Consider the following 23696-nt stretch of genomic DNA (forward strand, 5'->3'; position numbering starts at 1 on the left):
CGCCGGGCAGGCGGTGACGCCCGATGTGAAGGATCTCACGGGAGCCGACGCCAGGACCGCTGGTGAGGTGCCGGGCATGTACATGGAGATTTCGTCTTGACCAGGAAGCTGCGCGTCGGTGTGGTGGGCGCGAGTCCCACGGGAAGCTGGGGAACGGCGGCCCACCTCCCCGCCCTCGCGGCGCTGGACGGTCTGTTCGAAGTCACGGCCATCAGCACCGCGCATATGGAAACCGCGACGGAGAGCGCGCGCCGGTTCGGGATACGGCATGCATTCGCCGACGCGCGCGCCCTTGCCGAGCACCCGGACGTCGACATCGTGACTGTTGCCGTCCGGGTTCCCGCTCACGGCGAGGTGGTTTCCGCTGCGCTGGCGGCTGGCAAGCATGTCTATTGCGAATGGCCGCTCGGACGGACCACCGTGGAGGCGCAGGAAATGCTAGCCGCCGCGCAAAGCGCCGGCGTGGTGCATATGGTCGGCCTTCAGGCGCGCCGCGCGCCCGCCATCGAGCACGCCCGCGATCTGATCGCGCGGGGCCGGATCGGCGACGTCAAGGCGGCGAACCTCGTCCACTCGGTCCCTTGGATGTTTAGCGGGCGTGAGGGGTCGGCCTACCTCCTGGACCGCGACAGCGGCGCTCATTTCCTGAGCATTCCGGGCGGCCACTCGATCGACGTATTGTGTCACCTGCTCGGCGATTTCATGTCGGTTTCGGCGACGCTGGCCCGCGTTGGCGATGACGGCGTCGAACGGCAATTCGAGCGCCCTTCATGGGATCAGGCGGTCATCGGCGCGATTCTGAGAACGGGCGCGGTCGTCGGCGTCCGCCTGCAGGGCGCGTCGCCCATCGGTGGGGGCGTGCGGCTCGAGATAAGCGGCTCGAAAGGCGATCTGGTGATTTCTACCGAGGCTGGCGGGCGCGGCATCCAGATGGCGGATCTCAGGCTACAAGGGACGACATCGCCGGGCACTTTCGAGGATATCGAGATTCCGCGTTCCTATCTTCCGGTTCCTCCGGGGATACGATCCGGAGCGCCGCTAAACGTCGCGAAGGCCTATCGCGCGCTCCATGGGGTTATCGTCTCCGGCGCGGCTGCGTCCCCCGGCTTCGCCGACGCCATCGCGCTTCACCGGACGCTGGACGCGATCGAACTATCGCATGCCGAGGGGCGCCGTGTTGTCCTGGGAAACTGAACGGCGAGGAGTTGCCGGCTGCGCGCTGCCAAGTGAGGGAACGGGCGCGCTCGGCTTTCGGCCGAATCGACGGGCTCGTCAACAATGCGGCGCGGGTGGACGAGGCCGGCATACTGGAGACGACGGACGAACTCTGGGGCGCGGCGATGACGCTGAATCTGCGCGCCCTGTCTGTGGAGCGTGGCCGTCATACCCAGTCATGCTTGAGACCGGTGGCGGCTCTATCGTCAACGTCTCCTCCATCGAGGCGTCGCGGGTCAGGTCGCGCCATTTCCCATACGTCATCTCGAAGAGCGGTTTCAACAGCATGACGAGGGCCGTCGCCACGGATTTCGACCGCATGGGCATCCGCTGCAGTACGTTTTAGCCGGGATCTGTCAAGGCCGGCATGGTCGTCGCCTGCACCGCCGCCTATCCAGAACTCGAGCAGCATTTGCTCAGCCTCAACTATGCCGGCGGCTCGGCACGCCGGAAGAGAGCGGGCGTGCCACAGTGTTCCTGCTGTCCGACGAGACGTCCTATCTCAACGGCCATGACCTCGTCATCGACGGCGCCCGGACGGTGGCGACCTGATCACCCTATCCGGCGGCAGGTGCCGCCCGGCAGCCGCGGCCGTAGGTGCATGCCTGAACCGTGTCGTGATCGCGCAGGAGATGAAAGCGATGCATGCACTACCCGCCGTCGAAACCGGCGCGATCAGCTATGCAGCCATGCTGCGGGAAACGGCGCAACGGCATCCGGACGGGATCGCCATCGTGATCGACGAAAACGCGATCAGCTATCGCGAACTCCTGAACCGGGCCGTCTGGCGCGCGCGCGAACTCAAGGCGCTCGGACTTGAAAGGGGCGACGCGGTTGGCCTGTTGATGCCCAACTCCGTGGATTTCATCGAGCTGTTCCTCGGCGCCGCGCTGATCGGTGTCGCCGTCGTTCCGATGAATACGCGCTTCAAGGCGTTCGAGACGGCCCATATTTTGACCGACAGCGGCGTCAAGGCGGTCTTCACGACAGGCGCGATCGACGCCCATACCAATTTCAAGGACCTGCTGTTCTCCGCTCTGCCGGGCCTGAAGGATGCCGGCGACCCATGGAACCTGCAGCTTGGCGGCTTCCCGCGGCTCTCGGCGGTGGTGCATCTTGGCGACGGCGCTCCCGCCTCCATGATCAACGCGGTTACGCTGCGCGAGGCCGCCTCCCGCTTCGCCGCGCCCGGTCCGCAGGATGAACCGGGGAGCGAGGACACCCAGCTCATCATGTACACCTCGGGCACCACGGCGAGGCCAAAGGGCTGCATAATGCCCAACCGGTGCCTGGTCGTGACTGCCAGGCTGGTCGCCGACCTGTTCCCCATTGGCGAGGAGGACGGCTGGTGGTGCCCGCTGCCGATGTTCCATATCGGCGGTCTGCTGTTCATGTCGGTGTGCCTCGCCGTCGGCGGCAAGTTCGTCGGCATGACCTGGTTCGACGTGGAGAAGGCGTTCGACCAGTTCGAGCGCGAGAAGCCGACAGTCCTATACCCGCTCTTTCCGACCATCGCGCTTCCGATCATAGGCCACGCCCGCTTCCCGAAGACGTCTTTCGATGCGGTCAGATATGTATTCGACGTCGGTCCGGCGGAAATCCAGCTCCGTCTCCAGGCGGCCTTCCCGAAGGCCCTTCTTCTCAGCGCCTTCGGCATGACCGAGACGACGGGGATCGTCACCTACAACTGGCCCACCGATACGCTGGAGGAGCGGACGACGACCGTCGGCCACTTCCTGCCGGGCTGGTCGGCCATCATCGTCGACCCTGAAACCCGGGAGGAAGTCACTCCCGGAGAACCGGGAGAGATCGCCGTACGCGGCCCCGGTCTGTTCGGTGGCTATCTGAACAACTCGGAACTCACCCGGCAGGCGTTCAACGCCCAGGGTTACTTCCACACCGGCGACTACGGTGCGGTGAACGCACAGGGGCTTCTGAAATATCTCGGCAGGCTGAAAGACCAGATGAAGGTCGGGGGCGAGAACGTGTCCGCACTGGAGGTCGAGTCCTTCCTGGCTACCCATCCCGCGATCAAGCTCGCGCAGGTCGTCGGTATCCCCGATGAACGTTATGGCGAAGTTGCGGGCGCGTTCGTGGAGCTTGTCGAGGGGGCTGAACTAGGCGAGCAGGGTGTGCTCTCCCATTGCGACGGACAAATCGCACGCTTCAAGATACCCCGGCATGTCCGCTTCGTGACCGATTGGCCGATGTCGGCGACCAAGATCGAGAAATACAAGCTCCGGCAGTCCCTGATCGATGAACTCGGCTTGGGCTGACAATGGTGCGCATAGAGGCCGGGCGCGCCCGGCGCAAGGAGGACGGCCATGGACATTCGAGGAAGCGTCGCGATCGTCACCGGAGGATCGGCCGGGCTCGGGCTCGCCGCGGTCAGGGCGCTGCGCGAGCGGGGTGCTCGCGTGGGAATCCTCGACATCGCAGAGCAGCTTTCGCCCGAGCTGGCTAAAGACGACGAAATCCTGTTCGTGCGGACCGACGTGACCGACGAAGAGGCCGTAGCCGCTGCGGTGGGCAAGGTCGCCGGGCGCTTCGGCCGCGTCGACATCTGCGTGAATTGCGCCGGTATCTTCTTCAGCGCGCCGCTCGTGGGACCGCAGGGCGTGCATTCCCTCGCCGCCTTCCGAAAGGTCGTCGACATCAACCTCAACGGAACCTTCGCCGTGCTGGCGCAGGCCGCCGAGCGGATGGTCGCAAACGATGCCGCCGGCGACGACCGGGAATGCGGCGTCATCGTCAACGTGTCGTCCATCCGCGCCTTCGATGGCGGGGCGGGGGGCATGGCCTATGCCGCGAGCAAAGGCGGCGTCGCCTCGCTGACGCTGTCGCTAGCCCGCGAGCTTGCGCCGAGCCGCATCCGCGTCATTTCGATCGCGCCCGGGCTGATGTACACCGACCTCCTGCGTAACCTTCCCGAAGAGGCCAAGGCGTCGCATCTGGAAAAGGTCCAGTTTCCGAAGCGTTTCGGCGATCCGGCGGAATTCGCCGACCTCGTCTGCTACGTCGTCGAGAACCGCTACATCAACGGAGAGACGATCCGCATTGATGCGGCGCTGCGTGTTTGATGACACGCATTACCAAAGGCGCCGAGCATGCCAGGCACCCGATGCCGGTGGCCGACGCAATACGATCGCCCCCAGCCTGACATAGGAGAACGTGAAAATGCCCATGCAGAAACATGTCTTCATTGTCTACACCAACGCGGTCGAGGGCAGAGACGACGAGTACAACGACTGGTACGACAACCAGCACCTCAAGGACGTTCTGAGCGTTCCCGGCGTTGTCGCCGCGCAGCGTTTCGCGCTGAGCGACAAGCAGCGACTCGATCCGCCCTTTCCGTGGAAGTACGCTGCGATCTACGAGATCGAGACCGACGATCTCGACAAAGTCATCACGCCGCTCAAGGAGTGGATCGGGACGCAGATGATGCCGCGTTCGGACGCGATGGATCCGCACCGCGAGGCCTATTTCTTCCACCCGATCACCGAGCGTGTGGAGCGATCCTGAGCGACGGCAAGGCCTTCAGCGCCCGGCCTTGAGAAGGGCGGACACGTCGATCATGCGATCGGGGGCGAAATTTTCGCGCAGGCGGAACTTCTGGATTTTCGTGGCGCTCATCGGCCATTCGTGCACGAAGCGCACGTAGCGTGGGATCTTGTAGCTTGCGATCCTGTGGGCGCAGAATCGCGCGACGTCGATCTCCGTCAGCGCGGCTCCGTTCTCCAGTTCCACGAACGCGGCCGCAACCTCGTCCAGCCTGCCGTCCGGCACGCCGACGACTTGTGCGAGCCTGATCGCGGGGTGAGTTGTCAGGAAGGATTCGATCTCGGCGGCTGCGACGTTCTCGCCCCCGATGCGCAACATGTCCTTGAAGCGGCCGACGTAGCGGACCCTGCCGTCTGCGTCGATCGTGCCGATGTCTCCGGTGCGCAGCCAGCCATCGGCTGTCATCGCCTCGCGCGTTCGCGCCTCGTCGCCATAATAGCCGCTGAAGAGCGTGGTTCCGCGAAGCTGGATCTCGCCTGTGCCGCCCTCCGCTGAGGTGCCGCCGGTCGCCAGGTCGGCGATGCGTGCCTCCACTCCGTCGATCGGACGGCCGCTGGTGGTCACGCGCTGCTCCAGCGTCTCGTCCAGCTCGTTATAGCAGGAGAGGCCGCCGCATTCGGTGAGCCCGTAGCAGGAGACCTGCACGGCCCGTGGAAACGCCGCCTGGAACTTTCGCAGCAGATCTGGCGGGCCGACATTGAGGACGAGGCGCAGGACCGACAGGTCGCGCGCGGCGAAGTCGGGATGCGCCATCATCGCCGTGGTGATCGTCGAGAAGGCCGGATAGGCGATCGTCGCTCGCGTTCGTTCGATCTCCTCAAGCGCTGCTCCGGCCTCGAACCGCGAAACGCCGATGAAGCACGCGCCGACCGAGCGGCATGCCGCCAGCGGCAGCATCGTCGACATGTGGAAGAAGGGCAGGGGGTCCCAGAAACGATCTTGCGAGGAAAGATGGAAACGGCGCGCCATGCCCTCGCCGCTTAGGGTGAGGGCGCGATGGGACAGCCGGCAGGCCTTGGGGTCGGCGGTGGTGCCCGAGCTGAACATGATCAGGCAATCGTCCTCGGGCGAAACCGCCTCGAACATGCGGTCGAATTCCGCCTGAGGGACCGCGGACGCCTTCCCGAGGAATTCCTTCCACGATGGTCGGGTTTCGTCATCCGCCGCCTCGGTCAGAAAGACGCTTTTCAGTGTCGGCGCGTCGGATGGGTGCAGGTCGGCGAGGTCTTTCGCCGCCAAAATCTCCGGAAAGGCGCGCAACAGCACCTTGCGACCGTCGAAATTCCCATCGCCTTGCGTCGAGGTAAAAAGCGCACAAAGATCGGCCTTGCGCACGGCATAGGAAAGCTCGTGCTCGCGGAACCGCGCGTTGAGCGCCACCGCACACGCGCCGATCATCGTCACAGCATTGAAGAGGATCACATATTCCCACGAATTGGGAAGGTAGATGCCGACATTTTCGTGCGGCCCGATCCCGTGCGCGATCAGCGCCTTGGCGCAGGTTTCGGACTGACGCCAGATCTCGTCATGAGTTGCGCTGCGTCCGCTCATGATCAACGCCGGCGAATCCGGCCAGCGGCGCCGAGCCTCGGCGAGCGTCGCGCCGACCTGGTGCCCCGACGCGTCGGAGCCACGCCGGGAAGCGATCGGTCGCCATTCGACGGGCATCGCGCTCTCCCGATCAGGTGCCGAGATAGGCTTCGCGAACCTTTTCGTTCGACCGAAGCTCGCCCGATGGTCCGTGAAAGGCCATTTCGCCGTTTTCCAGGATGTAGCCGTACTCGCTGGTCTTGAGGGCGAGTTGCGCGTTCTGCTCGACCAGCAGGATGGTCAGCCCCGTCTGGTTGAGATGCTCGATGACTTCAAACAGCTTTTCGACCAGTACCGGCGACAGTCCCAGACTCGGTTCGTCCATCAAAAGCAGCCGGGGACGCGACATGAGCGCCCTGCCGATCATCAGCATCTGCTGCTCTCCCCCCGAAAGCGTGCCTGCATGCTGCTGTTCGCGCTCCTTGAGCCGGGGAAATATCTCGTAGACCCTGGCAATGTCGTTACGCACTTGTTTTGTGTCGCGGCGATGGATCCACGCGCCGAGCACCAGATTGTCCGCGACGCTCATTTCCGGATAGATTTCGCGGCCCTCCGGAACCTGGGCGATGCCATGCCGTACGATCTGCTCGATGCTCCGGCCGTCGATCCGCTGACCGTCGAACCAGATCGCGCCAGAGCGGATCGGCACCACACCGGAGATGCAGTTCAGCGTGCTCGACTTTCCGGCTCCGTTGGCTCCCAGCAGGCAGGCGATCTTGCCTGCCTCCACTTCGAGCGATACGCCCTCAAGCGCCTGGACGGCGCCATAGCTGGCCGATATTCCCTCAAGCTTCAGCATAGCCGGTTCCCAGATAAGCTTCGATGACCTTCGGATCGCGGCGAACGTCTTCGGGAAGCCCTTCCGCGATCTTGGTGCCGAAATTGAGCACGGTGATCTTGTCGGCGATCGCCATGACAAGTTGCATGACGTGCTCCACGAGCAGGATGGTTATGCCTTCCCGGTCCCGAAGCTCGGTCAGCAATGCGTCTAGCGCGGAAATCTCCCGGTTGCGCAGGCCGGCCGCAGGCTCATCCAGCAGCAACATGCGCGGCTTGGCTGCGAGCGCGCGCGAGATGTCGAGCAATTTCTGCCGCCCGAAATCGAGTTCGTTAGCCTTGATGTCGCGGAAGGGCAGCAATCCGATCCGTTCCAGAAGCTCCTCGGCGTTTCTGACGGCATCCGCTTCGGCCGCCGCTCGCTTCCGGCTGAAGATGAACGGATTGTAGTTGGGAATACGCGTGCTCATTCCCAGAAGGACGTTCTCCAGCACGGTCATGCGGCCGCACAGTTCGATGTTCTGGAAGGTCCGTGATATGCCCATGCCCGCGAGCTTGTAGGCCGGCAGCTCGGAGATGCGCTGCCCGTCGAAAGAAACGTTGCCGCTCGTCAGCCGGTAGACGCGCGAGATGGCGTTGAAGGCTGTGGACTTGCCGGCGCCGTTCGGGCCGATGAGAGCATGGATCGTTCCCGGCTCGATGCTCATCGAAAAGTCGTTGAGTGCGGTAAGGCCGCCGAACTTGATGGTGACATTGTCGAGAGTGAGCAGACTCATTTCGCCTCCCTGCGCTTGGCGGTCAGCTTCTTGAACAGGCCGGCCACGCCCTGCGGCATGAGCGTGATGGAAAGCACCAGGATCAGACCGTAGACGAACTCCTGCCAGACGAGGTAGTTGCGCAGCACCGTTCGCAGCACTTCCGGCAGTATGCCGAGGAGAAACGCGCCGACGATCACACCGGGAATGGAGCCCATTCCGCCGACCACCAGCATGGTCAGCAGCAGCACGGCGGGCGCGAAGGTGAAGTCTATGGGGCTGATGAAGGAATTGAACACGAACAGCATGGAGCCGGCCACGCTTGCATAGGCGCTTGAAATCATGAACACCCACATTTTCGTGCGCGCGACGCTGATCCCCGACACCGCCGCCACATGCTCGCTGTCGCGGATCGCGGCCATCGAGCGGCCAAGCTTGGAGCGAACGAGAAGAAAGGTCGCCAGCAAGATCAGCGCGAACATCACAGCCAGAACCCGGAAATTGGCCGCGTCCCCGACCGCCCTGAAGAACATGAAGTCGGCCGGCGGCAGGCGCATGCCGTCGACGCCGCCGGTGAGGTTTCTCCAGTGCTCGAACACCCAGTGGGTGGCCGCTGCGAACGCGACGGTCGCCAGGCCGAGATAGATGTGGCGCAGCCGCACGGAGGCAACCGCGATCGCTGCGGCCAGGGCGGCCGAGACGACGATGGCCGCAACCAGACCGATGGGGAACGGCACGCCGTAGCGCGATTGCAGGATGGCGGTCACGTAGGCGCCGATGCCGTAGAACGCGACGTGGCTGAGCGCGAACTGGCCGGCATGGCCCATGATCAGATCGAGGCCCAGGGCAAGCACCGCGTAGACGAGGAGGATGCTGCCCACGAACAATAGATAGTTGTTGAGATATGGCGGGAAGAGAACGGCCGCCGCGACGACGACGAGCGGCCACGCCAGTTCATATCGGGTGAGTGATCCGTACATTCGTCATACCTTCTTCACATGCACTGGACCGCCGAATAGACCCTGCGGGCGGAACAGGAGTACGACCATGATGATCAGGAAGGGCGCCACAGCGATCGTCGTGGAACCAAAGAAATAGCCAATCAGGTTTTGAACGACGCCGACGATGAAGCCTCCGAGAATGGAGCCTGGCAGATTGCTGAAGCCGCCGATCACCGCAGCCGCGATCGCAATCATGATGATGCCGCCGAGATTGGGGGTCAGCGCGAGCTTGGGCCCGACGAGCATGCCGGAGACGCCGGCCATCAGTCCCGCTATCGCCCAGACGATCATGCGCATCTTCGCGACGGGAATGCCTGACAGGGCAGCCGTCCTGGGATTCTGGCTGGAGGCCTGAAGGGCTTTGCCCAGCATTGTGTAGCTGAAGAACAGCCAGAAGCCGAGAATGGCGGTGACGGCGACGACTACGATGGCGATGTCGGTGAGCAAGATGGGTACACCGCCGACGAAGATCGGCGCTCCTCGGATGAGAGGTGGCAGCGAACGCACTTCCTCCGTGTAGGGAAATACCCGGACGAAACCGGTCAGCATCAGGGACAGACCGAAAGTTGCGATGACGATCGGTATGAGGGGATTCTCCCGACCCTTCGTGCGGTTCGTGATCGGTACCACGACGAGGCGTTCGAAAGCCCCGCCAAGAATGAAAGTTGCGGCCGCGACGATCGGAAAGATGAGGTAGTAGGGCAGGGACGCCGAGACGATGAAGAAGAGCGCGATATATGCGCCGACCATCGTGAATTCGCCTGCGGCGAAATTTACCGCGTCCGATGCCTTGTATACGATCACGATCGACAGCGCGATGAGCGAGTAGATCGCACCAGTCGCGATCCCGCTGATTATGACGAGCGCCAAGGTAGTGGACATGTGGCCCCCAAAAAAATTGCTTTCGAGTTACCGAACCGCTGACAGCGGATAGGCGGCGTTCCTTACTCCAAAAAAGGGGCCGGACGTATGTTTCGGCCCCTTTTTTGTGAAAGCCGTCAACCGCCTTGCATCAATCGAAATAGGACGGATCGACGATTTCGTCCCAGAGGTACGGGCCGCCGGCATGCGTGACCGTTTCGCCGTCGAACTTGACGATCACCTGACCGCGCAGTGAGTCGCGACGCTCGGGGTTGAACACGGTGGGAGCTGCCATCACGCCGGACTCGAAATTGGTCTTTTCGATCGCCTCCATGAATTTTTCCCTGGTCAGGCCGGGTCCGGCCGCCTCAAGCGCATGGACGATCGCCATAGCGTGCGGAAAGCCGTAGGCTCCCATGATGCCGGGATTGGGCCGATCCGGGAAATGCTTGACCATCAGATCCTTGAACGGCTTGAGACCGGGATCGTCCATCGTTTCGCCGACGAGCGGATGCGCGTAGTAGAAGTTCTTGAGGCCAGTCGTATCGCCGTCGAGGCTTGCAAGGAATGCGTCGGTCGACGAAACGCCCTGGATGGCCGAGATGATCGGCTTGTCCACCAATCCGAACTCGACGATCTTCTTCATCACCAGAGTCGTGGGCGGCGCGTAGGTCGTCAGGATGATGACGTCAGGGTTGGCCGACTGGACGTTGAGGACGGGCACGGTAACGTCGGTCGCGTTGTTTGGAACGATCTCGTTAGCAACGACCTCGACACCGCGCTTCTCGGCGACCGCGTGGATCATTCTGAGGGCGGCTGTGCCCATTTCATCTTCCGGCCCGAGGACACCGACGGTCTTGGCGCCCAGATCGTCGATGGCGTAGCTCATGACGGCGGCAAGGGTGGCGCGCTGCGTTCCAGGCGCAGCTCCGAACTGATACTTGGTCGGCGGATAGACACCCGCATCGCCCGAAGCGTTCAGCATGAAATGCGGGATCTGTTCCTGGTTGACCAGTTCCTGGATGGAAACGGTGGCGCCGGAGCAGGAACCGCCCAGCATAGCGAACACGCGGTCGACATTGATGAATTTGCGCGCGATGGCGCCGGCCTCGGCCGGTGTGCATTTGTCGTCTTCGACGATGTAGCGGATCTGGCGTCCGTGAATGCCACCCTTTTCGTTGACGTCGTTGAACCAGGCCCGCGCGGCGTTCGTCGGATCGGTGCCGTAAGCGGTCAGCGCGCCCGACAGCGGCGCGAAGATGCCGATCAGAATTTCGTCGTCCGTAACGCCCGTCGTCGTCTGTGCGGCGGCTGGCCCTGCCATGACGGCTGCGATGGCAAAGCCGCCAACTGCTCGAATTGTCTGGCTGATGATTCCCATAAGATAGACTCCTCCCGATCTGGTTTGTCTGTGGCACGATGCGGATGCTGCAATGCAAATTCGGAATGTGGTTCCATGCAGTGAGGGACCACTAGGCTCTTCTTCCACGATGAGGCACCACGACGCGTTCTTCATATTAGGCGATGATGCAAAGCGGATACTGTCTTTGGATAGGTAGTGAAACCGGCGACGGTTCTCTGCTCGTGGCATTTTTTCTGGGCGGCGATGTCAATTTCCGACACGGCGCTGGTTTTCGTTCGCTTTCTCGGCGGCATAGGCCTCGGTCGCTTTGAGCCGGGCCGCAGCGGCCTGCGGGGCCAGCTCTGCGCGATGCCGCAGCGCATGCTCTTCCGATTCCCGCAGGCTTTCGATGCGTCCCTGGAATGCCGGCGCCACATATTTCGCGAAAAGCTCGTAGGAGCGCCTGGTCGCTTCGGTGTTGGCCCAGTCGTGCGCCCAGAACAGAAACGCGCCGAAGCCGCCCGACAGATCCCACAGCCGCTCGATCTGGGCAATCGCATCTGCGGGGGTGCCGATTACGGCAAAGGCGTTTTCCTTCAGCGCGTCGACATAATGATCCGACGTGCTGGCGGATTCAGGTACTAGACCCAGCGTTCCCACCTTGGTGTTGTAATAAATCCATTTCGGCAGGCCATGGCGTACGTCTCGCCGTGCCTGTTCTTCCGTCTCCGCGATGTGCATCGGCCCGACAAGCCGCCAGTTGCGGCGATCGACGCTGGTTCCGTGCTTGGCAGCCTGCTCTTCCGCCACTTCCCAGTTGTTCCCGAGCGTCGACATGCCCGCTACCTGCGTGGCGTTCAGGGACAGCATGGAGATGCCGTGCCGGCCGGCCAGCTTCGGGCCGGCCGGCGATGTGGTGCAGGTGACCGCGATTTCGAAGCCGGGCTGGCTGTAGGGGCGGAGCTGGATTTTCGCATCACGCAGGTCAAACCAGTCCGTCCTGCGCGTCACCCGCTCGCCGCGCAGAAGGGCCAGGATGATGTCCAGGCTCTCTTCCATGCGCGGGCGCAGCTCGTCGGATCTGAGCCCGAACTGGTAGGCGTCGTAGGCGAGCGCGCCCGGCCCCACACCGAAGATCAGGCGCCCCCGGCTGAGATGATCGAGCAGCGTCACGCGCTCCGCGACGTGGTATGGACTGTGGTAGGGCAGCGACACGACGCCGGTTCCGAGCTTGATACGGTTCGTCCGGGCGGCAGCATAGGAGAGGAAGACCTCGGGCGAGCCGACATACTCCCAACCGGTCGAATGATGCTCTCCCATCCAGACCTCGTCGTAGCCGAGAGCATCCATATGCTGGATCAGCGCGATGTCCTGATGGATCGCCAGATTGGGGTTCTCGTCGGGTGAGTGGATCGGCGAGATGAACGATCCGAAACGCATGGGCCAGCGAACAGTCATGATAGCTCCTGAAATTGTCCGTGAAGGGAGGCAAGTTTCTCCCGCCCGCCGGTATGGCGGCACGATCGCCGGGATCGCGCGCGGGGCGAAGTCTCGCTATTCGGCCGCCGCCAGTCGTTTATCGCCGAGCAGGCCATTCTCGCGCAGCACGGCCACCGCGTGCGCCTTTTCCTCTTCCGTCGGAGGCGTCAGAGGCGGGCGGACCGGGCCGCCGGCGAAGCCGAACAGCGTCGAGATGTATTTCATCAGCGTAAGGTGATGGACGCCCTTGGCCAGGTAGCGGCTGTGCAGTTCATTGGCGACCTTGAGGATCTTCGTCAGGGCCTGCCTGGCGGCTTCCAGATCGTTGCTTTCGACCGCTTCCCAGAAATGAACGCAGTTGGGCTTTTCTTGGGTCTGCATGTAGAGCGGGCGTGACGAGCCGATGATGAAGCGCGGCGTTCGCTCGGGGAATGCCGCCTTGCCGAAGAAGTAATACTCTTCAAGCGGAGCGCTTATCGCCAGCTTGTCGCCAACGGCGAGAACCATCGCCGAATACTTGTCAAGCGACAGAGAGGCCTCCTTGGCCGCGACTACAGTGTCGATCTCGGCGATCCGGGCCATCAGTTCGGGACGTATGTAGAACCCCAACTCATGGAGCGTCGTCGTATAGGTCGCAATGCCGATATCCACTGCGTCCGCCAGCTTTTTGTAATAGTCCAGTACGCCGTCGTCTGAGCGTGGCCCGTAGTAGGGCGGCCAGCACATGATGAGGTCGGCGCCGCTCGCCTGCGCGTGACGCGCGAGGTCGATCGAATCCTTGTAGGAGGTATGGGAAATATTGACGATGACCGGCACACGCCCGTTCACGGTTTCGAGGATGGTCTCGGTGACGGCCTTTCGCTCCTCAAGGGTCTGCGTCCAGAATTCCTGGTACAGCGATCCGACGTAGAGGCCCTGCACGCCGGGAAGGTTCATATAGCGTTCGGTATTGGCCTTGATACCGTCGAAGTCTATCTCGAGGTCCGGCTTGAGCGCGGTGGTCGTGGTCACGGAATAGCCGCGCAGATTGTCGCGAACCCATGCCTTCGCATCGGATCTTGCATATTGCATTACGTTGCTCCCGGTCTGTTGGCGGTCTGGGGCCTCTGTGCTGGAAATCGCGCTGAGCAGCGTGATCGGGTGTAGAGGCGTGGCGGATCGTGCAAAAACAATGAGCCACCTTCCGCCGTTTGCAATCCGAAAACAGGCGTCGATGACGGCGAGCGCTCACAATCGCATATGCGATCCGATATTGCCGCCATCCTCGCGCCGGGTCGCGCTCGCGGTTGACGACCGCCCTTGGCCGCTCCCGAAGGTGGCTGTCAGCGCGTCGCAATATCTTGCGATCATGGTATCGAGAATTTCGACGATCGCCGGCAGGCTCTCCTCGATCCGCTGTGCCGGCCCACCGACGCCCACGGCAACCGCCCGTCCGGCGATGGTGACGGGAAGGATGATCGCCACGCTTCCCGCGCTTGGGAGGAGAGGGTTGCGCGAATAGTGAAAATGATGGTCCTGGATGGCGGTGACAGATGCGATCTCCACCTCCACATCGAACCGCCGCGAGAGATTGTTCTCGCGCGCGCGGATCAAACGGCAGACCCTGTCGATCTGCTTGAAAGGCTGCCTGCTCAGGAGCATTCGACCGTAGCTGGAATAGGTCAGCGGAAGGACGGAGCCTTCCTCGACATGCATCTCGACGGGAAGGTTCCGCCGCTTCGTGCGGTGGAAATGGACGAAGATGTCATTTCGGGACGCGATCGACACCGTTTCGCCCGTGCGCACGCCGATATCTTCCAGAAGATCGGTGATGATACTTTCCTCGTAGAAAAAGTCATAGCCGAACCCCTCCAACCATTTGCCCAGATGGAGCACCTCCGGCGTCGGGAAATAGAGGCGGGTCTTCGGATCGTAGGTCACGTAACCTGCTTCGATCATGGTGCGCAGCAGGAAGTTCGTGCTGGATTGTGGTATGTCGAGATGCCGAAGGATCTCCAGCTGCGTCAGCGCGCGCTTTTGCTCGGAGAAGAGCCGCAGCACCTCCAGCACCCTCAAAGCGGATTTGACAGGTCTGTGAGACAATTCCTTCCTCCAGAGCGGGCGGGTCCCGAGTGACCGGCGCTGCCGGAAATTCAGAACTCCGTGCCGGGCGCCAGGGTCAGGACGAGGCCATCCAGCAAGGCGTCCGGCTTTAACTGACAGGACAGGCGCGACACCGGCTTTATATCGACCGCGAGTTCAATCATCGCGTCCTCGTCCTCGCCCATCGGCGGCAAGCGCCCGAACCACTCCGGATCGACATAGACATGGCATGTGGCGCATGCCGCGCTGCCGCCGCACTGGGCGGCGATCGACAATCCATGGTCCCGGATCATCTCCATCACCGACGATGCGGAACCGCCTGCGATCTCGTGGCGAACGCCTTCCTGATCGAACACGACTATATGCACGGAACTCCTCGCCCCCTTTCCTGCGAAATGCGGTGCGACGACGAAGATCGCCACCGCTGGGATCTATCGGGCGACATCGAAGACAACGTTCAGCGGCCGCCAGGAGCGCATGAACAGGCTCTTGAAGCCCGGCTGCTCTGCTTCCGGATCGAGGCGCACATTCGACAGGTTGTCGAGAACGGCGCTCACCGCATCGCGCATCTCGGCACGCGCCAATCCCATCCCGACGCAGGAGCGCGGCCCCTTGTTGAAGGCCAAATGGTCCGCCGCCGGCTTGCGCGCCAGATCCGCCGCATGCGGGCACGCATATTTGCCAGGGTCGCGGTTGGCCGCCGAATGAAGCAGGATGAGTCGCTGATCCCTCTTAACCTCGGTTCCGGCGATAGTGCAGTCGTCGTTCGCCACCCGGAAGCGGTACATGACCGAACCGTAGAGCCGCATCGATTCCTCGACCGCGGACGAAAGGGCGGTCTTGCGATCCGCTTCCACCGCGGCTCGGATATCGGCATTGGTCAGCACCAGATAGAGGATGTTGGCGATTCCGTGCACCGTCGTGTCGGCGCCGCCAAGGAACAGTTCGCGGCAGATCGCCACCACGTCCTCTTCCGTCAGGTCATCGCCGAATTCCGACGGCGCCTCCGTCCAGACGCGGCTGATGAAATCGTCGCGCGGGTTGGCTTTCCGGTCGCGGATATAGGGCAATAGCATGTCATTGATGTCCTTGGACACGCGCAACCCCTTCTGACGGATATCTTCAGTGGCGAAGCCGGAGCCGATAACCTCCATGATCTCCTCGTGGAGATGAAGGATGCGCGCCACCATCGCATCGTCTTCCCACGGCATGCCTAGAAGCGCGGCGATGACGCGCGGCGGAATCTGGTCGCCAAACTCGGCGGTCAGATCAGCCTTGCCGGTGCCCTTGGCGAGTATACGCTTCATCAGCATGTTGATGGTGGGTGCAACCTGGTTGTTGCGGTAGCCCTCCACGAGTGGCGGTGTCATCAGCTTGAGGAAGAAGCGGCGCATACGCATATGTTCCTCGCCGCTCAGGAGCGTGATGTTGCGTCCGCCGCCCTTGATCTCGACGACGACGGGAGGAACGGTTTGGTACGGGTTGCGGAACCGGTCCTCGTTCATTTCGATGAAGGCGCATTCCTCGAAGCCGAGGACCGCCCATGCATTCATCTGCGTATCCCAGACAATCGGCCCGTCGCCACGAAGCGCCTCGTAGTATTCCCACGGTTCGATATCCTCGACATTCTTGATCGAGAACGGCTGGCCGATACTGGCGGAAAGCTTGGAATCGAGCATGTTCTCCTCCTCCTCATCATTGGTAGGCTTCCCGTCGCCAGCCGGTCAGTTGCCTTGCGTCCATCTGGCATGGACCGCAGCAGCCGTATCCGTCGCCGAGTTGCGGATTTCCGTGACGGTCCGGCTGAAGCGGGGAGCGGGGGCGGGGTGGGTGAAGCCTTCGCGGACCACGAAGCTCGCGCGCGAGCGGTTGTGAGGATGCTCGACGGCTTCCGCCATGGTCAGTACCGGCGAAACGCAGGCGTCCCGGTCCGCGAAGATCGCGCCCCACTCGTCACGGGTTTTGGTCAGGAAGCGTTGCTGGAAAGCCGTTTGCATGGCGTCCCAGCGGCTTCTGTCGGCTTGCGGGAAACTGGCGCTGTCGAGGCCGAGACCGTCGAGCAACTGCGCGTAGAATTGGGGTTCCAGAGCGCCTACCGCGACGAACCTGCCATCGGCGCAGGCATAGCACCTGTAGTACGGTGTTCCACCGTCGAGCAGGTTGGACTGGCGTTCCTCGCTCCATGCGCCGGTCTGGCGCAGCGCATGGAACATGCTCATCAGCAGCGCGACGCCCTCGGTCATCGCGACATCCACAACCTGCCCCTTTCCCGATTGTCTTGCTTCGGTCAGGGCGGCGAGCACACCCATGGCCAGGAACATAGCGCCGCCGCCATAGTCTCCCACCAGGTTGAGCGGCAGGACCGGCGTACGATTCTTTTCACCGATCGCCCCCAGTGCGCCGGCTATCGCAATGTAGTTGATGTCATGCCCTGCCCGTTGCGCGAGTTCGCCGGACTGCCCCCATCCGGTCATGCGGCCGTAGACCAGTGCCGGCGCGCGCGCCAGGCAGACGTCCGGACCGAGGCCGAGGCGTTCCATGACAGCGGGCCGGAATCCTTCGATAAGGATGTCGGCCTTCTCGACCAGCCGCAGCGCGGCCTCCCGGTCTCCGGCATCCTTGAGGTTGAGTTCCACGCTCACGCGTCCGCGGTGAAGAATGGCTTCGCCCGCATCCTCATAGGCGGCCTGGCCCCCGGCGCGCACGATGCGTAGGATATCGGCGCCCATGTCGGCGAGCAGCATCGCGCAGAGCGGCACCGGGCCGATCGCGTCGAATTCGATGATGCGCACGCCGCTCAGTGGTCCCATTTGGCTGGTCCAGTCCCTATTGTTGCGCGATCGTGTTGGCCGCGCTGTTCTTCGAGTTGCCGAGCGTGGCGCTCAACCCGCCGTCGACCAGCAGGTTAACGCCGCTGATGAAGGCAGCGCCCGGGCCGGCAAGGAAATGGATGGCGCGTGCGAGGTCTTCCGGCTGGCCGACGCGGCCGAGCGGGATCTCGCGGCCGCGCCGTTCGCGCGCCTCGGAATCGTCGTAGGACGCCTTCGTCATTGCCGTATGGGTCGGACCAGGCGAAACACAGTTGCAGCGAATGCCGTCCGGCCCCCACTCGGCAGCCATCTGCCGGATCAACATGACCAGCGCCGCCTTGCTCGTGCTGTAGGCTCCGAGCGGAACAGCTGGATTTTCGGCGGCGCTCGACGCGGTCGCCACGATCGCGCCTTTCGAAGCCTTGAGATGCGGGTGGGCGGCCCGGCCGAGCAGCAGCGTCGCCCTGGCGTTGATGTTCATCATCCAGTCGAACTGGTCTGCGTCCAGATCGACCAGCGGCTTCATGTGGATGACGCCGGCATTGCTTATCAGGACGTCGAGGCCGCCGAGCCTTGCCACTGCCTCGGTCACGATCCGTGCGGGTACCATAGGGTCGGCAAGGTCGCCGACGAAGGTGTGAACAGTGGCTCCGCCGGACGAGGCTTCGGCCGCGATGCTGCTCAACCCGGCAGCGTCGCGGTCAACCAGCAGCATCGCGGGGCTCTCGTCCGTCATCGTCTTGGTTGCGAACTGCAGGGCGGTTGCGCGCCCGATACCGCTTGCCGCACCTGTAATAATCGTTCTCAAGCGCCGACCTCCCAACGTTCCCGGGTTCGCATGGCAGATTTGTAGGGCAGGGCCTCAACGTCACCTACCGGGCGATAGGTTTTGGAGCCGACATCCCTTTCTAGAAAGGCGAAGGCAGTAGCGCTCCCGCGCCGGCGCCGGCGGTCGATTCGGTTCCGCGACGGGGCAGGGAGGTTGCATCGAGCTGTCAGGGAGAGGAATGCATGACAGCTCATCATTCGGTAGATGCGCCGGCCTATGTGCCGGTCAGGGAGGATACGCTGGCCGGCCTTCTGGTCTCGCGGGCCGCCGACATGCCCGATTTCGTCTTCGCGATCTTCCCCGACGAGAGCGCTACCTTCCGGCAACTGCACGATAAGGCGGAGTCACTGGCGAAAGGGTTGATCGCCACCGGGCTGAAGCCGCGCGACCATGTCGCCATCCTGATGCCGAACTGTCTCGACTACATGATCGCGCATTTCGCTGTGCAAATGGCTGGCGGCGTCAGCGTTCTTCCAAATGCGCGCTACAAGAGCCACGAACTGCGCCATGTGATCGGCCACAGCGACGCGCGGTTCCTGATCACCACCAGCCGCTTCGACGACGCGGTGAATTTCGCAGAGGTGCTGACGCAGACCTTTCCGCAACTTGCGGATGCGAATGCGAGCGAGCGGCTGAGACTGAATGAAGCGCCGCTTCTCGAGCGTATCATTCTGTTTGGTGACAGGAACTGGAAGGCCGTCACGTCTGTCGACGATATCGTTGCTCTTGGCCGCGGTGTCGACTCGGGAGCGCTTGCCGCCGCCCGCGCTTGGCAACGCCCGGAGGATACTGCGGTGATGTATTACACCTCCGGCACGACCTCGATGCCGAAGGCCTGCATGATGAGCCACGTCTCCTTTCAGCGGAGCTGGTCGATCTTCGCGCGCACTGTGGGCCTGCGCCGCGGCGAGAAGGTGTGGGTGCCGATGCCTTTCTTCCATTCAGGCGGGATGGGTCTGACCACCGGCCTCATGGCGCATGGCGCGGCGATCGCCAGCGCCCCGCATTTCGATCCCGAAGCGACGCTCGACATGATTGAGCGGCATCGCATCGACATCCTGTATCCCGGCTTCCACCTGCTCGCCGCGCCGGTTCTGGGCTCGCCGCGCTTCGACAAGGCCCGCTTTGATTTCGTGCGGGCTCTGGTGGTGATCGGTCCCCTCGGTACGACACGGCAATTGCAGGCCCTGCTGCCCAACAATGCGCCGGCCCTCAATCTCTATGGCATGTCGGAGGCGGCCGGTCTCATCACGCTTGCCCCTTTCGATGCAGCCAACGATGTCCGCTTGACGGTCGCCGGCAAGCCGCTTGCCGGCATCGAGGTACGCATATGTGATGTCGAGACGGGCGCGGTGCTGGATGACGGTGCCGCCGGCGAGATCCACTTCCGCGGTGGCGGCGCTTTCAACGGTTACTACAAGGATGCGATCGAAACCGCCGGAACGATCCTCCCCGACGGTTGGGTGCGTACGGGTGATCATGGCCGCATCGACGGGGACGGCTATCTGTGGTTTCTCGGCCGCCTGAAGGACATGCTGCGTATCGGCGGTGAAAATGTCGCGGCCGCCGAGATCGAATCGTTCCTCAGCGCGCACCCGGCCGTGAGGAACGTGCAAGTGGTAGGCAGGCCCGACGACCGCTTGGGCGAAACGCCAGTCGCCTTCATTGAGCTGGAGCCGGAACAAGCCGTCAGCGACAGCGAGTTGATAGACTTCTGCACCGGCAAGATCGCACGTTACAAGATTCCGCGCGAAGTCATCTTCGTGACGGAATGGCCGATGTCGGCGACCAAGATCCAGAAGTTCAAGCTCAAGGAGCTTCTGCCCCCCTTGCCGCGGGAGGCGGGCATCGCCTGATTATGCAGCCGCCGTCGGGAGGGGCGTCCGCGTCTGCAATCCCCTTTCTTTTGATAGGTGCGGATTCCGCCCCGCGACGGCACCCAAGACAATGACGATGAAGCGATTCCGCTTTTGTCCCGAAAGGAGTTCTCAGTGCGCGAGGCATACATCTACGATCATGTCCGCTCGCCCCGGGGAAAGGGTCGCGCCGATGGCGCACTTCACGAGGTGACCGCGGTGCAGCTGGCGTCGCAGGTGCTCAAGGCGATTTCCGACCGCAGTGAGCTCGATACCACCTTGCTCGATGATGTGGTGCTGGGCTGCGCGCAGCCCGTTGGCGAGCAGGGCGGCAACATCGCCCGATCGGCGGTGCTCGTCGCCGGCTACGACGAAAGCGTGGCCGGCGTCCAGATGCACCGCTTTTGCGCCTCCGCGCTCGAAGCAGTCAACACCGCCGCGGCTCACATCATGGCTGGCCAGTCGGACGCAGCGGTCGGTGGTGGCGTGGAATGCATGTCGCGCACCTATATCGGTGCCGACAGTGGGGCGTGGTCAGCCGACCCGTGGGTTAGCTATCACAGTTACTTCGCTCCCCAGGGCATCGGCGCAGACATGATCGCCACGCTCGACGGCTATTCGCGCGCCGACGTCGACAACTACGCGCTCGAAAGCCAGCGCAGGGCGGCCGCGGCATGGCAGGGCAAGCGGTTCGCAAACGCCATCGTCCCGATCAAGGACGTGATCGGTGACGTGCTGCTGGACCATGACGAGTACATGCGTCCAAACACCACCTTCGAGCAACTTGCGGGTCTGAAGCCCGCCTTTACGGCGCTCGGTGAAAAGGGTGGCTTCGATACGATCGCCCAGATGCGCTATCCGCAGATCGAGGCCGTCAATCATGTCCATACGGGCGGCAATTCGAGCGGTATCGTCGACGGAGCAGCCGCCGTACTCGTCGGTAATGACGATTTCGGCAAGGCGTCGGGCTTAAAGCCGCGCGCGCGCTTCCGCGCCTTCTCCTCGATCGGCAGCGAGCCGACCATCATGCTCACCGCGCCCGCCGACGTAGCCAATAAAGCGCTCAAGCGGGCGGGCATGACCAAGGCCGACATCGACCTGTTCGAGATCAATGAGGCTTTTGCCTCCGTCGTGCTGCGCTTCATGCGCGCGCTCGACCTCGATCCGGAGATCGTCAACGTCAATGGCGGCGCGATCGCCATGGGGCATCCGCTGGGCGCAACCGGCGCGATGATCCTCGGCACCGTGCTCGACGAACTCGAGCGGCGCGACCTCAACACCGCCCTTATCACGCTGTGCGCCGGCAACGGACTCGGCACCGCGACCATCATCGAACGCGTCTGAAGCGCGGAACCGACGGGACAGGACATGAAGCACATCAAGCTCGACATCGAGGCGGACGGCATCGCCGTCCTCACGCTCGACAACGCCGACGAGTCCATGAATCTCGTCTCGCCGGAGTTCATCTCCGAGTTTGCCGAAGCCATCGAGATGATCGCTGCCGACGACGCGATCAAGGGCACCATCGTTACTTCGGCGAAACCCGCCTTCATGGCCGGCGCCGACCTGAAGTTTCTTGGCGCGGCCTTCGACAAGGGCATGACGGTCAAGGACGCACTTGCCTTCCGACAGGCCCCTTCCGACATGCACCGGCGCATGGAAACCTGCGGCAAGCCGTTCGTGGCGGCGATCAATGGTCTCGCATTGGGCGGCGGTTGCGAGTTGGTCCTGTCGTGCCATTACCGCGTCATTGTCGATGATCCCAAGGCTGTCGTCGGCCTTCCGGAGGTCAATGTCGGGCTCCTCCCGGGATCCGGCGGAACGCAGCGCCTGCCGCGCATGGTCGGTGTCGAAAGAGCACTGTCCATGCTGCTCGGCGGCGAAAGCGTTCCGCCGGCCGAGGCACTGGCGCGCGGCATCGTCGACGAAGTCGTTCCCGCCGCTGATCTTCTGGAGGCCGCGCGCCGCTGGCTGCGCGGCAATCCTGATCCGCTGCGCGAATGGGACAGAAAGGGGTACAAGCCGCCGGAGGCGCTCGGCCTTCTTAACTTGAAACTCGCCCAGCATTTCACCATGGCGGGGCCGGCTGCGTCCGCTAAAACCTTGCATAACTATCCCGCGCCGATCGCAATCGTCTCATCCGTCTTCGAGGGTATTCAACTGCCCTTCGACGCGGGCCTGCGCATCGAGGGCAAGCATTTCGCCCGGTTGCTTTCGGGGCCAGTTGCACGCAACATCATCCGAACAACCTTCCTGAACAAGGGCAAGGCTGACCGCCTGTCACGACGCCCGGCCGGCATTCCCAAATCGCCGGTCAAGACGCTCGGCGTGCTCGGTGCGGGCATGATGGGCGCAGGTATCGCCCACGTCGCGGCAGCAGGGGGCATCGACGTGATCCTGCTCGACGCCACCATGGAGCAGGCGGAAAAGGGAAAGGCCTATTCCGCATCCCTGCTGAGCAGGGACGTCGAACGCAAGCGCCGCACCCAAGCGCAGGCCGATGCGGTTCTGGCTCGCATCAGCCCGACCGTCGATTACGCCGACATGGCCGGCGTCGACCTGGTGATCGAGGCGGTGTTCGAAGACACCGCGATCAAGGCCGACGTGACCGCGAGGGCCGCGGCAGTCATCCCGGCGGCAACCCCGTTCGCGAGCAATACCTCCACGCTGCCGATTTCGGGACTCGCCGAAGCCTTCGAACGGCCGGCCGACTTCATCGGCCTGCATTTCTTCTCGCCCGTCGACCGAATGCCGCTGGTCGAGGTCATTTTGGGCAAGAAGACCAGCGAGGCGACGCTGGCGCGCGCGCTCGACTTCGTCGGTCAGATCCGCAAGACACCGATTGTGGTCAATGACAGCCGCGGTTTTTATACCAGCCGCGTGTTCCAGACCTTCATCCACGAAGGTATGGCGCTGCTCCAGGAAGGGGTGGCTCCGGCGCTGATCGAGAACGCGGCGAAGCAGGCGGGCATGCCGGTCGGCCCGCTCGCCGTCACCGACGAGGTGACGATCGAGTTGCCGATGAGGATCGCGAAGCAGGCGGAGGCCGAAATGGGCACCGCCTACAAGCTTCCCGTATCCTACGACGTGATGCGGCGGATGCTCGACGAGTTCAGGCGTCCGGGCCGCAAGGGCGGCGGCGGCTTCTACGATTATCCCGAAGGCGGCAGAAAGCATCTCTGGACGGGCCTGAAGGACGCCTTCCCGGCTGCGGCGGAGCAGCCTGATGTCGAAGAGGTCAAGAAACGCATTCTCTACATCCAAGCGCTCGAAACGGCCCGCTGTCTCGAAGAGGGCGTGCTCGCCGACCCGGTGGACGGCGATCTGGGGTCGGTCCTCGGCTGGGGCTTCCCGACCTATGCGGGTGGAACGATCTCGCTTATCGACACCGTGGGCCTGCCCGAGTTCGTTGCCGAATGCGACAGCCTCGCCCAACGGTTCGGAGCCCGTTTCCTGCCCTCCGATTGGCTACGGCAGAAGGCGGCCGCCGGCAGCGGTTTCTATTCCTGACCCGCCCAACCACCAACGCTGGACGGAG

The 23696-nt window shown here is 63.1% G+C and carries 22 protein-coding genes; 9 read left to right on the forward strand and 13 right to left on the reverse strand.

Going from position 1 to position 23696, the window contains the following annotated elements; all coding sequences use genetic code 11:
* The first annotated feature begins 96 nt into the window (after positions 1–96).
* From GRZ55_RS20840 to GRZ55_RS20860, 6 genes are all read left to right on the forward strand, one after another.
* Positions 97–1194, forward strand: coding sequence for a Gfo/Idh/MocA family protein (locus tag GRZ55_RS20840; protein ID WP_169288881.1), 1098 nt, complete (start codon positions 97–99; stop codon positions 1192–1194).
* 199 nt (positions 1195–1393) lie between these two features.
* Entirely contained in the window at positions 1394–1561 is a 168-nt protein-coding gene (locus GRZ55_RS23800) for an SDR family oxidoreductase (RefSeq protein ID WP_210257455.1), read from the forward strand.
* A 32-nt stretch (positions 1562–1593) separates the two neighbouring features.
* A complete protein-coding gene (locus GRZ55_RS23645) occupies positions 1594–1767 on the forward strand; it encodes an SDR family oxidoreductase (protein ID WP_256379826.1) in 174 nt (57 codons plus the stop codon).
* Positions 1768–1856: 89 nt separating this feature from the next.
* Positions 1857–3491, forward strand: a complete 1635-nt coding sequence (locus tag GRZ55_RS20850; RefSeq protein ID WP_169288882.1) for a class I adenylate-forming enzyme family protein — start codon at positions 1857–1859, stop codon at positions 3489–3491.
* A 48-nt stretch (positions 3492–3539) separates the two neighbouring features.
* Positions 3540–4295, forward strand: coding sequence for an SDR family NAD(P)-dependent oxidoreductase (locus tag GRZ55_RS20855; protein WP_169288883.1), 756 nt, complete (start codon positions 3540–3542; stop codon positions 4293–4295).
* Between the two features lie 97 nt (positions 4296–4392).
* Positions 4393–4737: a DUF4286 family protein gene (locus tag GRZ55_RS20860; protein ID WP_169288884.1), complete on the forward strand. Its 345-nt coding sequence runs from the start codon at positions 4393–4395 to the stop codon at positions 4735–4737.
* A gap of 15 nt (positions 4738–4752) precedes the next feature.
* Here the strand turns inward: GRZ55_RS20860 and GRZ55_RS20865 are convergent, their stop codons facing one another.
* The 13 genes from GRZ55_RS20865 to GRZ55_RS20925 form a co-directional block, all read right to left on the reverse strand.
* Positions 4753–6444: an AMP-binding protein gene (locus GRZ55_RS20865; protein ID WP_169288885.1), complete on the reverse strand. Its 1692-nt coding sequence runs from the start codon at positions 6442–6444 to the stop codon at positions 4753–4755.
* Between the two features lie 13 nt (positions 6445–6457).
* On the reverse strand, positions 6458–7165 hold the full coding sequence (locus GRZ55_RS20870; RefSeq protein WP_169288886.1) for an ABC transporter ATP-binding protein: 708 nt from the start codon (positions 7163–7165) through the stop codon (positions 6458–6460).
* Positions 7152–7919, reverse strand: a complete 768-nt coding sequence (locus GRZ55_RS20875) for an ABC transporter ATP-binding protein (RefSeq protein ID WP_169288887.1) — start codon at positions 7917–7919, stop codon at positions 7152–7154. Before GRZ55_RS20875 ends, GRZ55_RS20870 begins: the two co-directional genes overlap by 14 nt.
* Positions 7916–8878, reverse strand: coding sequence for a branched-chain amino acid ABC transporter permease (locus tag GRZ55_RS20880; RefSeq protein ID WP_169288888.1), 963 nt, complete (start codon positions 8876–8878; stop codon positions 7916–7918). The genes GRZ55_RS20875 and GRZ55_RS20880 overlap by 4 nt, the downstream gene beginning before the upstream one ends.
* Positions 8879–8881: 3 nt before the next feature.
* Positions 8882–9781 carry a branched-chain amino acid ABC transporter permease gene (locus GRZ55_RS20885; RefSeq protein WP_169288889.1) on the reverse strand — a complete coding sequence of 300 codons (900 nt, stop codon included), beginning with the start codon at positions 9779–9781 and terminating at the stop codon, positions 8882–8884.
* 130 nt (positions 9782–9911) lie between these two features.
* Positions 9912–11141: an ABC transporter substrate-binding protein gene (locus GRZ55_RS20890; RefSeq protein WP_169288890.1), complete on the reverse strand. Its 1230-nt coding sequence runs from the start codon at positions 11139–11141 to the stop codon at positions 9912–9914.
* A 228-nt stretch (positions 11142–11369) separates the two neighbouring features.
* Positions 11370–12560: an LLM class flavin-dependent oxidoreductase gene (locus tag GRZ55_RS20895; RefSeq protein WP_210257456.1), complete on the reverse strand. Its 1191-nt coding sequence runs from the start codon at positions 12558–12560 to the stop codon at positions 11370–11372.
* Between the two features lie 96 nt (positions 12561–12656).
* Positions 12657–13592 carry a dihydrodipicolinate synthase family protein gene (locus GRZ55_RS20900; RefSeq protein WP_169288891.1) on the reverse strand — a complete coding sequence of 312 codons (936 nt, stop codon included), beginning with the start codon at positions 13590–13592 and terminating at the stop codon, positions 12657–12659.
* 216 nt (positions 13593–13808) lie between these two features.
* Positions 13809–14663 carry an IclR family transcriptional regulator gene (locus tag GRZ55_RS20905; RefSeq protein ID WP_169288892.1) on the reverse strand — a complete coding sequence of 285 codons (855 nt, stop codon included), beginning with the start codon at positions 14661–14663 and terminating at the stop codon, positions 13809–13811.
* Between the two features lie 50 nt (positions 14664–14713).
* Complete coding sequence (locus GRZ55_RS20910) at positions 14714–15085, reverse strand: 2Fe-2S iron-sulfur cluster-binding protein (RefSeq protein ID WP_368856657.1); 372 nt, start codon at positions 15083–15085, stop codon at positions 14714–14716.
* Between the two features lie 9 nt (positions 15086–15094).
* On the reverse strand, positions 15095–16342 hold the full coding sequence (locus GRZ55_RS20915) for a cytochrome P450 (protein WP_169288893.1): 1248 nt from the start codon (positions 16340–16342) through the stop codon (positions 15095–15097).
* Positions 16343–16387: 45 nt separating this feature from the next.
* A complete protein-coding gene (locus GRZ55_RS20920; RefSeq protein ID WP_368856658.1) occupies positions 16388–17455 on the reverse strand; it encodes a CaiB/BaiF CoA transferase family protein in 1068 nt (355 codons plus the stop codon).
* A 34-nt stretch (positions 17456–17489) separates the two neighbouring features.
* A complete protein-coding gene (locus GRZ55_RS20925; protein WP_169288895.1) occupies positions 17490–18281 on the reverse strand; it encodes an SDR family NAD(P)-dependent oxidoreductase in 792 nt (263 codons plus the stop codon).
* A 203-nt stretch (positions 18282–18484) separates the two neighbouring features.
* Here GRZ55_RS20925 and GRZ55_RS20930 point away from each other — a divergent pair, with 203 nt between their 5' ends.
* From GRZ55_RS20930 to GRZ55_RS20940, 3 genes are all read left to right on the forward strand, one after another.
* The gene (locus GRZ55_RS20930) at positions 18485–20158 is read left to right on the forward strand and encodes a class I adenylate-forming enzyme family protein (RefSeq protein WP_169288896.1); all 1674 of its coding nucleotides are present in this window, start codon (positions 18485–18487) and stop codon (positions 20156–20158) included.
* A 135-nt stretch (positions 20159–20293) separates the two neighbouring features.
* Positions 20294–21502 carry an acetyl-CoA C-acetyltransferase gene (locus GRZ55_RS20935; RefSeq protein WP_169288909.1) on the forward strand — a complete coding sequence of 403 codons (1209 nt, stop codon included), beginning with the start codon at positions 20294–20296 and terminating at the stop codon, positions 21500–21502.
* A 24-nt stretch (positions 21503–21526) separates the two neighbouring features.
* Entirely contained in the window at positions 21527–23668 is a 2142-nt protein-coding gene (locus tag GRZ55_RS20940; protein ID WP_210257457.1) for a 3-hydroxyacyl-CoA dehydrogenase NAD-binding domain-containing protein, read from the forward strand.
* Positions 23669–23696: the final 28 nt, after the last annotated feature.

The sequence above is a fragment of the Chelativorans sp. ZYF759 genome, from assembly GCF_012911015.1.
Taxonomy (GTDB): Bacteria; Pseudomonadota; Alphaproteobacteria; order Rhizobiales; family Rhizobiaceae; genus ZYF759.

Coding starts and splice junctions, on each gene's coding strand:
- GRZ55_RS23800 (WP_210257455.1), top strand. CDS start 1,394: ATGCTTGAGACCGGTGGCGGCTCTATCGTCAACGTCTCCTCCATCGAG.
- GRZ55_RS20850 (WP_169288882.1), top strand. CDS start 1,857: ATGCATGCACTACCCGCCGTCGAAACCGGCGCGATCAGCTATGCAGCC.
- GRZ55_RS20855 (WP_169288883.1), top strand. CDS start 3,540: ATGGACATTCGAGGAAGCGTCGCGATCGTCACCGGAGGATCGGCCGGG.
- GRZ55_RS20860 (WP_169288884.1), top strand. CDS start 4,393: ATGCCCATGCAGAAACATGTCTTCATTGTCTACACCAACGCGGTCGAG.
- GRZ55_RS20865 (WP_169288885.1), bottom strand. CDS start 6,444: ATGCCCGTCGAATGGCGACCGATCGCTTCCCGGCGTGGCTCCGACGCG.
- GRZ55_RS20870 (WP_169288886.1), bottom strand. CDS start 7,165: ATGCTGAAGCTTGAGGGAATATCGGCCAGCTATGGCGCCGTCCAGGCG.
- GRZ55_RS20875 (WP_169288887.1), bottom strand. CDS start 7,919: ATGAGTCTGCTCACTCTCGACAATGTCACCATCAAGTTCGGCGGCCTT.
- GRZ55_RS20880 (WP_169288888.1), bottom strand. CDS start 8,878: ATGTACGGATCACTCACCCGATATGAACTGGCGTGGCCGCTCGTCGTC.
- GRZ55_RS20885 (WP_169288889.1), bottom strand. CDS start 9,781: ATGTCCACTACCTTGGCGCTCGTCATAATCAGCGGGATCGCGACTGGT.
- GRZ55_RS20890 (WP_169288890.1), bottom strand. CDS start 11,141: ATGGGAATCATCAGCCAGACAATTCGAGCAGTTGGCGGCTTTGCCATC.
- GRZ55_RS20895 (WP_210257456.1), bottom strand. CDS start 12,560: ATGACTGTTCGCTGGCCCATGCGTTTCGGATCGTTCATCTCGCCGATC.
- GRZ55_RS20915 (WP_169288893.1), bottom strand. CDS start 16,342: ATGCTCGATTCCAAGCTTTCCGCCAGTATCGGCCAGCCGTTCTCGATC.
- GRZ55_RS20930 (WP_169288896.1), top strand. CDS start 18,485: ATGACAGCTCATCATTCGGTAGATGCGCCGGCCTATGTGCCGGTCAGG.
- GRZ55_RS20940 (WP_210257457.1), top strand. CDS start 21,527: ATGAAGCACATCAAGCTCGACATCGAGGCGGACGGCATCGCCGTCCTC.